Annotated in this window: 14 protein-coding genes; 2 read left to right on the top strand and 12 right to left on the bottom strand. The window is 45.9% G+C overall.

Annotated features, from left to right (window positions below; translation table 11 throughout):
- Positions 1 to 9: 9 nt before the first annotated feature.
- From asd to ICV90_RS04105, 12 genes are all read right to left on the bottom strand, one after another.
- The gene (asd, locus tag ICV90_RS04160) at positions 10 to 1,167 is read right to left on the bottom strand and encodes an aspartate-semialdehyde dehydrogenase (RefSeq protein ID WP_215359951.1); all 1,158 of its coding nucleotides are present in this window, start codon (positions 1,165 to 1,167) and stop codon (positions 10 to 12) included.
- 46 nt (positions 1,168 to 1,213) lie between these two features.
- Complete coding sequence (gene leuB / locus ICV90_RS04155; protein ID WP_215359949.1) at positions 1,214 to 2,284, bottom strand: 3-isopropylmalate dehydrogenase; 1,071 nt, start codon at positions 2,282 to 2,284, stop codon at positions 1,214 to 1,216.
- A gap of 23 nt (positions 2,285 to 2,307) precedes the next feature.
- Positions 2,308 to 2,955: a 3-isopropylmalate dehydratase small subunit gene (gene leuD, locus ICV90_RS04150; protein WP_215359948.1), complete on the bottom strand. Its 648-nt coding sequence runs from the start codon at positions 2,953 to 2,955 to the stop codon at positions 2,308 to 2,310.
- A 32-nt stretch (positions 2,956 to 2,987) separates the two neighbouring features.
- Positions 2,988 to 3,194 (bottom strand): hypothetical protein, encoded by a 207-nt coding sequence (locus tag ICV90_RS04145; protein WP_215359947.1) that lies wholly within the window; start codon positions 3,192 to 3,194, stop codon positions 2,988 to 2,990.
- Between the two features lie 12 nt (positions 3,195 to 3,206).
- On the bottom strand, positions 3,207 to 4,616 hold the full coding sequence (leuC, locus tag ICV90_RS04140) for a 3-isopropylmalate dehydratase large subunit (RefSeq protein ID WP_215359946.1): 1,410 nt from the start codon (positions 4,614 to 4,616) through the stop codon (positions 3,207 to 3,209).
- Between the two features lie 17 nt (positions 4,617 to 4,633).
- Positions 4,634 to 5,947 carry a citrate synthase gene (gene gltA, locus ICV90_RS04135; protein ID WP_215359945.1) on the bottom strand — a complete coding sequence of 438 codons (1,314 nt, stop codon included), beginning with the start codon at positions 5,945 to 5,947 and terminating at the stop codon, positions 4,634 to 4,636.
- Between the two features lie 82 nt (positions 5,948 to 6,029).
- A complete protein-coding gene (locus ICV90_RS04130) occupies positions 6,030 to 6,299 on the bottom strand; it encodes a succinate dehydrogenase assembly factor 2 (RefSeq protein ID WP_215359944.1) in 270 nt (89 codons plus the stop codon).
- The gene (locus ICV90_RS04125; protein ID WP_215359943.1) at positions 6,296 to 7,000 is read right to left on the bottom strand and encodes a succinate dehydrogenase iron-sulfur subunit; all 705 of its coding nucleotides are present in this window, start codon (positions 6,998 to 7,000) and stop codon (positions 6,296 to 6,298) included. Before ICV90_RS04125 ends, ICV90_RS04130 begins: the two co-directional genes overlap by 4 nt.
- A 16-nt stretch (positions 7,001 to 7,016) precedes the next feature.
- Positions 7,017 to 8,795, bottom strand: coding sequence for a succinate dehydrogenase flavoprotein subunit (gene sdhA / locus ICV90_RS04120; RefSeq protein WP_072582238.1), 1,779 nt, complete (start codon positions 8,793 to 8,795; stop codon positions 7,017 to 7,019).
- A 4-nt stretch (positions 8,796 to 8,799) separates the two neighbouring features.
- Positions 8,800 to 9,165, bottom strand: coding sequence for a succinate dehydrogenase, hydrophobic membrane anchor protein (gene sdhD, locus ICV90_RS04115; protein WP_072582237.1), 366 nt, complete (start codon positions 9,163 to 9,165; stop codon positions 8,800 to 8,802).
- A 24-nt stretch (positions 9,166 to 9,189) separates the two neighbouring features.
- A complete protein-coding gene (gene sdhC, locus ICV90_RS04110) occupies positions 9,190 to 9,609 on the bottom strand; it encodes a succinate dehydrogenase, cytochrome b556 subunit (protein WP_215321900.1) in 420 nt (139 codons plus the stop codon).
- Positions 9,610 to 9,753: 144 nt separating this feature from the next.
- The gene (locus tag ICV90_RS04105) at positions 9,754 to 10,482 is read right to left on the bottom strand and encodes a GntR family transcriptional regulator (protein WP_251367815.1); all 729 of its coding nucleotides are present in this window, start codon (positions 10,480 to 10,482) and stop codon (positions 9,754 to 9,756) included.
- A gap of 167 nt (positions 10,483 to 10,649) precedes the next feature.
- On the opposite strand from ICV90_RS04105, the gene ICV90_RS04100 reads away from it, so the two are divergent.
- Entirely contained in the window at positions 10,650 to 11,639 is a 990-nt protein-coding gene (locus tag ICV90_RS04100) for a malate dehydrogenase (RefSeq protein ID WP_215359941.1), read from the top strand.
- Between the two features lie 10 nt (positions 11,640 to 11,649).
- The gene (locus ICV90_RS04095; protein WP_215359940.1) at positions 11,650 to 12,024 is read left to right on the top strand and encodes a hypothetical protein; all 375 of its coding nucleotides are present in this window, start codon (positions 11,650 to 11,652) and stop codon (positions 12,022 to 12,024) included.
- Positions 12,025 to 12,050: the final 26 nt, after the last annotated feature.

The raw sequence follows: 12,050 nt of genomic DNA, 5'->3' as shown, positions 1-12,050 counted from the left end.
AAAGTGAAATTACTTCTCAAGCAAAATGCGCAACATGCGGCGCAATGGCTCAGCAGCACCCCACAAGAGTTGGTCGCCAACAGTAAAGGCCCCCAAATACTCTGGGCCCATTGCCATCTTATGCAAACGGCCAATAGGTACAGTCAATGTACCGCTGACAGCAGCAGGCGATAAATCACGCTCAGTAGTTTCGCGATCATTTGGAACCACTTTGACCCACTGATTATCTGCGGCCAAGATTGCCTCAATCTCTTTCAGTGGAATATCTTTTTTGAGTTTCACAGTCAAACCTTGTGAATGGCAGCGCATCGCACCTACACGAACGCATAAACCATCGATTGGAATGCTGCCAGGTGTGCGGAATGCAGGTCGACCTAAGATCTTATTGAACTCAGCGCCACCCTTCCATTCTTCTTTAGTTTGACCATTCTCAACAGGTACGTCGATCCATGGAATCAGGCTACCCGCTAAAGCAGTGTTACGGAAATTCTTTTTCGGGAACTCAGAAGAGCGCAATGTCTCAGTAACCTTGCGGTCAATATCGAGAATCCAAGATGATGGATCAGCCAACTCAGTAGCAACGCTGTCACGCAAAGCACCCATCTGCAGCAATAGCTCGCGCATGTTTTGAGCGCCAGCACCAGAAGCTGCTTGATAAGTCATCGCGCTAATCCACTCAACCATGTCAGCCTTAACCAAGCCACCCATAGCCATCATCATCAAACTCACAGTGCAATTAGCGCCGATCCAATTCTTCCCACCAGCAGCCAAAGCCTTATCAATCACCGGGCGATTAACAGGATCTAAAACCAATACTGCGTCATCCTTCATACGCAATGCACTAGCAGCATCAATCCAGTGACCATTCCACCCTGCTGTACGCAGCTTAGGGAAGATGTCATTGGTGTAATCGCCACCTTGGCAAGTCAAGATGATGTCGCAACGTGACAATGCTTTGATGTCATTCGCATCTTGCAAAGTGCTTTCGCTCTTAGTCACTTTTTGACCATTGAGCAAAGGCACAACACCACCCGCTTGGCTGGTACTAAAAAATACAGGCTCGATCAGGTCGAAGTCTTTTTCAGCCAACATTCTCTCCATGAGAACGCTACCAACCATACCGCGCCAGCCAACTAAACCAACTAAAGGTGTTTTTGAATTTGCCATGATGAACTATCTAATGAATGTATTTGATTTGCTTCTAGTTAATTTATTACGCAAGTGCTGCAACTACAGCATCGCCCATTTCAACTGTTGATACTTTTTTCGTGCCTTCGGTATAAATGTCTGCCGTTCTTAAACCTTGCGCTAAGACTTTCTGCACTGCTTTTTCAATGCGATCTGCTTCTGCAGGCATACCTAATGAATAACGCAACATCATTGCTGCAGACAAAATGGTTGCCAATGGATTGGCGATACCCTTACCAGCGATATCCGGCGCAGAACCATGACTTGGCTCGTATAAGCCCTTGTTGTTCTTATCCAGGGATGCAGATGGCAACATACCGATTGAACCGGTCAACATTGCGGCTTCATCAGACAAGATGTCACCAAACAGATTGCCAGTTACCACTACATCAAATGCTTTAGGCGCTTTAACCAACTGCATCGCAGCGTTATCCACATACATATGGGATAACTCAACATCTGGATAGTCTTTAGAAACCCGAATCATGACTTCACGCCAAAGCTGAGAAGTTTCCAATACGTTTGCCTTGTCTACGCTACAAACCTTCTTGCCACGCTTGCGTGCTGCTTCAAAAGCAACATATCCAATGCGCTCTACTTCAGGTTCGCTGTAATGCATGGTGTCAAAACCTTCACGAGCGCCCTTGAACAAAGGCAACTCTGAAGTGCGAATACCGCGTGGCTGACCAAAGTAAATATCACCATTAAGCTCACGCACAATCAAGATATCCAAGCCACCAATGATTTCTGGCTTAAGGCTGGATGCAGCTGTAAGTTCTGGATAGCAAATTGCTGGTCTGAAATTAGCAAACAACTCGAGGTGTTTACGCAAACCCAAGATGGCTTGTTCGGGGCGCAGTTCGCGTGCAAGCGTGTCGTACTTCCAATCACCTACCGCACCAAACAAAATAGCATCCGCTTTTTTAGCAAGCTCTAGGGTGGCTGGTGGCAAAGGATGTCCAGCGACGTCATAAGCTGCTCCGCCTACGGGGGCTTCTTCTAAATCAAACTTTGGGCCAAGCGCTTGGAGCACTCGAACGGCTTGAGCAACGATTTCCGGGCCGATACCATCGCCCGGTAGAACTGCAATTTTCATGAAAGGCCTTTAAATCAACGAAATTACGGCAATTGTGTCGCAAGCCAAGGCATTTTTAGAATGCGCTCGGCTTCATAAGCCTTGATTTTATCTGCATGTTGCAGGGTTAGGCCAATATCGTCTAAGCCGTTAAGAAGGCAATACTTTCTAAATGGGGCTACTTCGAAGCTATAAGCAGTGCCATCAGGGGTAATAACCTGCTGTGCTGCTAGATCAATTGTTAATTGATAGCCGTTAAACGCTTGGGTTTCGTTAAAAAGATGGTCAACCTGCATTTCAGTCAAAACAATCGGCAAAACACCGTTTTTGAAGCAGTTGTTGTAAAAGATATCTGCAAAACTAGGGGCAATCACTGCTCTAAAGCCAAATTGATCCAAGGCCCAGGGAGCATGCTCACGGGAACTGCCGCAGCCAAAGTTCTTGCGAGCCAACAGAATGCCAGCACCTTTGTAGCGTGGTTGATTGAGCACAAAGTCCGGGTTAATGGGACGCGTACTGCAATCTTGACCAGGTTCACCATGATCGAGGTAACGCCATTCATCAAACAGGTTTTGACCAAAGCCAGTCTTCTTGATTGATTTAAGGAATTGCTTCGGAATAATGGCATCGGTATCCACGTTCTCGCGATTAAGCGGAGCAACTAAACCTTTGTATACCGTAAATTTTTCCATGATTCGACTTTTACTCTATTTGCTCTAAATGTTTACTTCACAGGGGTAATAACAACATCCTTACCCTTGGTTTGAGATTGATTGTTTTGCTGTGTATTGCTTGATCCGCCCATGGAGGTTCCCATGTTCTGCAAGTCCTTACCAACACCTTCCATGGTGCTGCTACATGCAGAAATAATGATTCCAGCGACGCCAATAATTGCTAGTCTAGAAATTAAAGAGAGTGAAGAAAATTTCATTAATCAGTTTCCTTATGAAATCTTACGTACATCAACAAAGTGACCTTCGATCGCTGCAGCAGCTGCCATTGCAGGGCTAACCAAATGCGTGCGACCACCATTGCCTTGACGACCTTCGAAGTTGCGATTCGATGTTGAGGCGCAACGCTCTCCCGGCTCCAAGCGATCAGCATTCATGGCCAAGCACATAGAGCAACCAGGTTCACGCCATTCAAAGCCAGCAGCCTTGAATATACGATCCAAGCCTTCACGCTCTGCTTGGGCTTTTACCAAACCAGAACCAGGAACAACTAATGCCAACTTCACATTGGCAGCAACTTTTTTACCTAAGCGATCTACAACCTTAGCAGCAGCACGCATATCTTCAATGCGACTGTTAGTGCATGAGCCGATAAATACTTTATCTATAGAGATACTGCTTAGAGGAGTGTTTGGTGTAAGGTTCATGTACTCCAAAGCACGCTCCATTGCTGAACGCTTGTTTGGATCACGCTCTTTTTCTGGATCAGGAACACGCTCACTAATCGGCAGCACCATTTCTGGTGAAGTTCCCCAGGTAACCTGTGGAGCGATTTCTTCTGCACGCAATTCGACTACGGCATCAAACTTTGCATCAGGATCTGAATGCAAGGTTCTCCAATATTGCAATGCCTGCAACATCGCTGGGCCCTTAGGCGCATATGGACGACCCTGAATATATTCAATCGTAGTTTCATCTACAGCAACTAAACCGGCACGAGCACCAGCTTCAATCGCCATATTGCAGATAGTCATACGACCTTCCATAGAAAGGTTGCGAATGGCTTCACCAGCAAACTCAATGGTGTAACCCGTACCACCTGCAGTACCAATCTTGCCAATCACTGCAAGAACAATATCCTTAGCAGTAGAGCCCGGTTGTAAGCGACCATCAACGCGTACCAACATGTTTTTGCTCTTCTTCATGAGCAAAGTTTGGGTTGCTAATACGTGCTCGACTTCCGAAGTGCCAATACCAAACGCCAAAGCACCAAAGGCGCCATGGGTGCTGGTATGAGAGTCGCCGCAAACTACGGTCATGCCAGGCAAAGTTGCGCCCTGCTCTGGCCCGATGACATGAACAATCCCTTGGCGGGTGTCGTTCATCTTGTATTGGGTAATTCCAAAGGCATCGCAGTTTTGATCCAAAGTATCTACTTGCAACTTGGATATCGGATCAGTAATTCCTTCGGAGCGATCAGTTGTTGGTACGTTGTGATCAGAAACCGCCAAATTGGCGGAGATACGCCAAACTGGACGGCCAGCCAAATTCAAACCTTCAAATGCCTGCGGACTGGTTACCTCATGCAGCAACTGACGATCAATATAAATTGTGGCTGTGCCATCTTCTTCAGAGTAAACAACGTGGTCATCCCACAATTTGTCATAAAGCGTACGAGACATGAGAGACCTTAAATACCTTATTTACGAACTGAGATGTTCGGAACCTTGCGCGCTGTTTCGCCTACGTACAACTGACGTGGACGTCCAATTTTGTACTCAGGATCAGTAATCATTTCTTCCCACTGAGCAATCCAACCTACTGTTCTTGCCAAGGCAAAAATACAGGTGAACATTTCTGTTGGGATACCTAAAGCACGTTGCACGATGCCTGAGTAGAAGTCTACGTTTGGATAGAGCTTACGGCTTACAAAATAGTCGTCCTCTAAAGCAATCTTCTCAAGAGTCATGGCCAACTTGAACAATGGATCATCTTGGAGACCAAGTTCATTCAATACTTCGTAGCAAGTTTCACGCATCAACTTTGCACGTGGGTCAAAGTTTTTATAAACGCGGTGACCAAAGCCCATCAAACGAACACTTGAGTTCTTGTCTTTAACTTGAGCGATGAATTCATGAATCTTTTCTACGCCACCATTCGCTTGAATCTCGTTCAACATCTGTAAGCAGGCTTCGTTTGCACCACCGTGAGCTGGGCCCCAGAGGCAAGCAATACCAGCAGAGATCGCTGCAAAAGGATTGGTGCCTGATGAACCACACAGACGCACAGTTGAAGTGGAAGCATTTTGCTCATGATCTGCATGCAATGTGAAGATGCGATCCAAAGCACGAACCAATACTGGGTTTACTTTGTACTCTTCACATGGTGTTGCAAACATCATGCGCATAAAGTTAGCGGTGTATGACAAAGAGTTATCTGGATAGATAAATGGTTGACCTACAGAATATTTATAAGCCATCGCAACCAAAGTTGGCATCTTCGCAATCAAACGAATTTGCGCCACTTCGCGGGCTTTAGGCTGGCTGTAGTCAATCGCATCATGGTAAAAAGCGGCCATTGCGCCAACCAAGCCAGTCAATACCGACATTGGATGCGCATCGCGACGGAAACCACGCAAGAAAAATTGCATTTGCTCATGAACCATCGTGTGGTGCATGACCATTTCTTCAAAGTCTTTTTTCTCAGTGGCATTAGGCAATTCACCATTGATCAAGAGGTAGCAAACTTCCAAGAAGTCGCAGTTATTAGCTAAATCTTCAATTGGGTAGCCGCGATAGAGCAACTCACCCTTATCGCCATCGATATAGGTAATTTTGCTATTACATGACGCAGTAGATAAGAAGCCTGAGTCGTAAGTAAACTTGCCAGTCTGACCATAGAGCTTACGAATGTCGATTACATCAGGACCCACTGTCCCCTTGTAAATTGGCAGATCAATATCTGGTGTTCCATCCGAAAACGAGAGTTTTGCTTTGATGTCCGATTCAATCATTTCTAATCCTTAGTCATTCAAAATTATGATTAATACACTATTCAATCATGCGTCTATAACGCCACTGCACCAAAAAGCTGAATTACTTCTCTCTCAGCCTTTGTAAAACCATCTTGAAAGAGTCTGTTTGCATCTCTTTCTCCAGGCTGGCTACAGAGTCTTTACGACCAATCAATAAATCCATCAAGTCGTTGTCCTCTAAAGCTAATAACTGGCTTAAAACTTTTCCATCTTCAACGCTTAATTGAGCGTCGTAACGCTCAAAGAAACGCCGCAGAATTAAGTCGTTCTCTAGCAAGCCCCTACGAGCATCACTCTTTAAACGATATAACTCTGCATTACTGAGGGTCATACTGCCCTACGAACCATCAACTCCTTGATCTTGCCAATTGCCTTGGTTGGGTTCAAGTGCTTAGGACATACGTCTACGCAATTCATGATGGTGTGGCAACGGAACAGGCGGTATGGGTCTTCCAAATTATCCAAGCGCTGATTGGTGTCTTCATCACGGCTATCCGCAATAAAGCGATAAGCCTGCAACAAACCAGCTGGACCAACGAACTTGTCTGGATTCCACCAGAAAGATGGGCATGAAGTTGAGCATGATGCGCACAAGATGCACTCATACAAGCCATTCAACTCTTCACGCTCTTCAGGACTCTGGAGACGCTCTTTTTCAGGAGGAGGATTGTCATTTACCAAGTAAGGCTTGATAGATAAATATTGCTTGAAGAACAAAGTCATGTCGACGATCAAATCTCGCACGACTGGCAAGCCAGGCAATGGGCGCAATGTAATGACCTTAGGCAAAGTCAACATATTAGTCAGACAAGCCAAACCATTTTTACCGTTGATGTTCATAGCATCTGAACCGCACACACCTTCACGGCATGAACGACGATAAGAAATTGTTTCGTCTTGCTTCTTCAAAGAAATCAAAGCGTCCAACAACATACGCTCACCAGTGAGTTCTAACTCATAACGTTGCATGCGTGGAGCAGCATCGACATCTGGATCGTAGCGGTAAATTTCGAATATACGGATATCACTCATCTTCTATCTCTTTTGCTTAGAAAGTACGTTCTTTAGGAGGGAAGGACTCAACAGTGAGAGGCTTCAAGACAACTGGCTTGTAAGAAAGCTTATTTCCCTCGCTGTACCAAAGGGTGTGCTTCATCCAATTCTCATCATCGCGCTCTTGGTGGTCATCATGCGAATGTGCGCCACGACTCTCTTTGCGAGCTGCAGCAGAAATCATGGTTGCATTTGCAGTCTCAACTAAGTTAGCCACTTCCAAAGCCTCAATACGTGCTGTATTGAAAATCTCGGACTTATCTTTAACCCATAAGTGTTTAGCGCGCTCTGTCAATTTAGCCATTTGACGAACACCTTCATCCATCAACTCTTGATTACGGAACACGCCAGCATATTTCTGCATGCACTTACGAATATCGTTTGCAACGTCTTGCGCGTACTCGCCTGAAGTTGAGTTATCCAACTTCGCAATACGCTCCAATGTTTGCTCACCAGCATTCGCAGGCAACGGCTTGAACTCGCGATTTTTCAGATCTAGGCCAACAATGTGGTTACCAGCTGCACGACCGAATACTAATAGATCGAGCAATGAGTTAGTACCTAAGCGGTTCGCACCGTGCACAGATACGCATGAACACTCACCAATTGCATACAAACCATTGACGATTTCATTGTGGATACCGTTTGCAGGAACAACCACTTGGCCATTGATGTTTGTTGGAATGCCGCCCATCTGATAGTGAATCGTAGGCACTACTGGAATTGGCTCTTTAGTGACATCAACGTTCGCAAAGTTAATACCAATCTCATAAACAGAAGGCAAACGCTTCATGATGGTCTCGGCGCCAATGTGTGTCAGATCGAGCACAACATAGTCACCGTTAGGACCGCAACCGCGCCCTTCTTTAATTTCCTGGTCCATGCAGCGGGATACGAAATCGCGTGGGGCCAAATCTTTATAGGTTGGCGCATAACGCTCCATGAAACGCTCGCCATCTTTATTACGCAAGATACCGCCTTCACCGCGGCAACCTTCTGTCAACAACACGCCTGCACCAGCTACGCCAGTTGGGTGGAATTGCCAGAATTCCATATCTTCCAATGGAATACCTGCGCGGGCTGCAAGGCCCATACCGTCGCCGGTATTAATAAACGCGTTTGTTGATGCATCCCAAATACGGCCCGCACCACCAGTTGCCAACATCACAATCTTGGCTTCCAAGATATAAACCTGGCCTGTTTCCATTTCGAGCGCAGTAACACCAACAACATCACCTGCATCATCACGAATCAAATCGAGCGCTAACCACTCAACAAAGAAGTTTGTTTTAGCGCGCACGTTACGTTGATACAAGGTATGCAACATGGCATGACCAGTACGGTCAGCAGCAGCACAAGCACGTTGCACAGGCTTCTCGCCGTAATTTGCTGTGTGGCCACCGAATGGACGCTGATAAATCGTGCCATCTGGGTTACGGTCAAATGGCATGCCGAAGTGCTCCAACTCATAAACGACTTTTGGAGCTTCGCGACACATGAACTCGATCACGTCTTGGTCACCTAACCAGTCAGATCCCTTGATGGTGTCATAGAAATGATAGTGCCAATTGTCTTCACTCATATTGCCTAATGAGGCACCGATACCACCTTGGGCAGCAACTGTATGTGAACGTGTTGGAAATACCTTAGTTAGCACAGCAACATTCAAGCCGGCTTCAGCCAACTGTAAAGATGCGCGCATACCGGAACCACCTGCCCCAATAATCACCGCATCAAAACGGCGGCGTGGCAATGATTTTTTAATTGCAGTCATCGAATTACACTTTCCACAAAATTTGCACGGCATAGGCCGCACAGGCTACGAGATACAGAACAGTTAACACTTGGAGTGTTAAACGAATGCTGACGGGCTTGATGTAATCCATCCAGATATCACGGATACCAATCCAGGCGTGATAGAACAGACTGATGAACGCCAAGAGCGTCAATAACTTCATAAATTGGTTGCTGAACAAAGCAGACCAACCTTCATAAGTAGCGCTGCCAGTAATGCAATAGTCCACTAACAAAACAATCGTAAATACCACCATCACTATCGCAGTAACGCGCTGGATGATCCATTCTTTAAGGCCGTAGTGCGCGCCTACAACTAAGCGCTTTGGTCCAATTTGATAAATAGGCATGAAATTTCCTTAAATGATGTGCGCTTAGTACACGCCGAATAATTTGAGACCCACTACAGCAGTCAAAGCCAAGCCGAGGAACAAAACAAAAATGGCTGAACGATTTGCTTCAGACTTCTCAACGCCGATTTCTAAATCGAGCAAAAGGTAGCGAATACCAGCACAGAAGTGGTGCAAGAAAGACCAGATCAAGCCGAGGCAAATAATCTTGACCAAAATGTTGCCGGTGAACGCTTGGAATTTTTGGTAGCTCAGCTCAGACGCAAGGCTCTGATCGAAGAGATACAAAATAAATGGCAACAAGAGGAACATCGCTGCCCCGCTAATACGATGAAGAATGGAGACTTTGCCGGCCCAAGGAAGGCGGTATTTAATCAACTGGGCAAGACCAATATTTCGGTAAACCGGTCTATCTTTTTTTACGTTTTGCTGTGAATCAACCATGGGTAATCTCTATCTTTAGGTGGAGGTTCATTGTGGTTTTGTTGTATCGCAACATATTCTATTGGAAACCTTAGGGCTGGTGGGGATTTTTACGGGTTTATAGGGGTTTAATAGGGGTTTTAACGGATATGTTCATCAACGCACTTAGTTCAATTTGTTTTCGTAATGCTGCTCTGAAGTGTCGTATCTAGCGTGACGAATTTCTACTGGTTTATTCCCGTAGGTGAAAGCTACCCGCTCTACAGAAAGGAGTGGCGCACCCTCCTCCAGATGAAGGTGTTTTGCCAGCATTTCATCAGCAGCTACAGCCTTAATTTTTTCTTCTGCACGCACCATATGGGTGGCGTAGTGCCCCTCATAAAATGCGTATACAGGACCATGCCATGCATTGAGCGCCTCAAGATCTAAGCCCTTAAAACGAGCTCCAGGTAGAAAAATCTCTTCAAAAACAATGGGCTTTCCTGCAAAACTCTGAACCCGGTCGATATGAATAATCGGGTCACCTGCCTTTAATTTGAGCAAATTAGCCACGTAAGCCGTAGCCTTAATCTTTTCGCAGGTCAAAAACTGGTTAGTTAGGTGAAATTTCTCACCAGAATCCGGGGCTAAGCGTAAAAAACGATATTGCCAGTCGTCTTCTTGATGGGTGGCGACAAAGGTGCCCTTCCCTTGGCGGCGAACCAGTAAATTCTGGGCGGCCAGCTCATCAATGGCTTTGCGGACAGTGCCTTGGCTCACGGCATAACGGGCTGCTAGCTCCATTTCACTAGGAATAGCCATCCCCGGAAGCCATTCCGAGGCTTGCAAACTAGCCAAAATCATCGCCTTGATCTGTTCGTACAGAGGGCTAAATGAGGCAACAGGCAAATTCACATCAGACAAATTAACTCCAGGCCGTGTCAATTGGATAAAATTCAAGGTAATTCTAGTCTTATATAAGACATCATTGACAGTGTAAAGCTAAAGTCCCTACACTTGAATGGATAATAGAAAAGTTTTCTTTATTTAACCCAATTAACCTTCCTTTGGAGTTCTCAGTAATGGCAAAAGCCCCAATGCGTGTCGCTGTAACCGGTGCAGCCGGTCAAATCGGATATTCCCTTCTATTCCGCATCGCCAATGGCGACCTGTTGGGCAAAGATCAGCCCGTCATCCTGCAATTGCTTGAGATTCCTGATGAAAAAGCTCAAAAAGCCTTAACTGGCGTCATGATGGAATTGGAAGACTGCGCATTCCCGCTATTGGCAGGTATGTCAGCGCACTCTGACCCCATGACCGCTTTTAAAGATATCGACGTTGCCCTTTTAGTTGGCGCACGTCCACGTGGTCCTGGCATGGAGCGTAAAGACTTGCTCTCCGCTAACGCACAAATTTTCACAGCTCAAGGCAAAGCATTAAATGCAGTTGCTAAGAAGACTGTAAAAGTATTGGTTGTTGGTAATCCAGCAAATACCAATGCGTACATCGCCATGAAATCTGCTCCAGATATTCCTGCGAAGAATTTCACAGCGATGTTACGCCTTGATCACAACCGCGCCCTCTCACAATTGGCTAGCAAGTTGAACAAGCCAGTTGCTGACATTGAGAAATTGGTTGTATGGGGTAACCACAGCCCAACAATGTACCCAGACTATCGCTTTGCAACTATCGATGGCAAGTCAGTAAAAGACTCCATTAACGATGCTGCTTGGAACAAAGATGTATTCATTCCTACTGTTGGCAAACGTGGTGCAGCCATCATTGAAGCGCGCGGCCTTTCTTCTGCAGCTTCTGCAGCAAATGCAGCGATTGATCACATCCATGATTGGGTGCTCGGTACTAACGGTAAGTGGGTAACGATGGGCATTCCTTCTAAGGGCGAATACGATATTCCTGCTGAAGTGATTTATGGCTTCCCAGTTGTTTGCGAAAACGGCGAATACAAAATGATCGAGGGTTTAGAGATCGATGCATTCTCCCGTGATCGCATGACCCACACCTTGAATGAGTTACTCGAAGAGCAGGCTGGCGTTAAGCACTTGCTCTCATAAGGAAAACTAGATGAAGAAAAACCTTCTCGCCATTAGCCTTGTGCTTGCTAGCGCTTTAGGCGCTGCAAATGCATTTGCTGATGAAGAAGCATTTACTTGGACCTGTCAAGAAAGCAAGCAGTTCAAAACTGCTGGCACAACTGAAAAGATCCGCTTAACTTGGGAATCCAAAACGTATGATTTGGATCGCCAAACTTCATTGCCGGGCAGTCTTCGCTACAAAAATACCAACTCTGGTTTCGACCTAGTGGTGTTGGGTAACAAAGCAATGTTATTCAACATTAAAGCGGGTGTGCGTCTTGCCGATTTTTGCCAAACGGCAGATATGAAATCTGGTAAGTTGCCACACTTGTTTGCTGGCGCGGAACCTTTTGTGCAGAATTAATTTCTCACACTGCATCAAATAAAAAA

The sequence above is a fragment of the Polynucleobacter sp. JS-JIR-II-b4 genome (assembly GCF_018687815.1).
GTDB lineage: Bacteria > Pseudomonadota > Gammaproteobacteria > Burkholderiales > Burkholderiaceae > Polynucleobacter.
The sequence above is the reverse complement of the archived record's forward strand: the minus strand, read 5'-3'. Positions and strand labels throughout refer to the sequence as shown.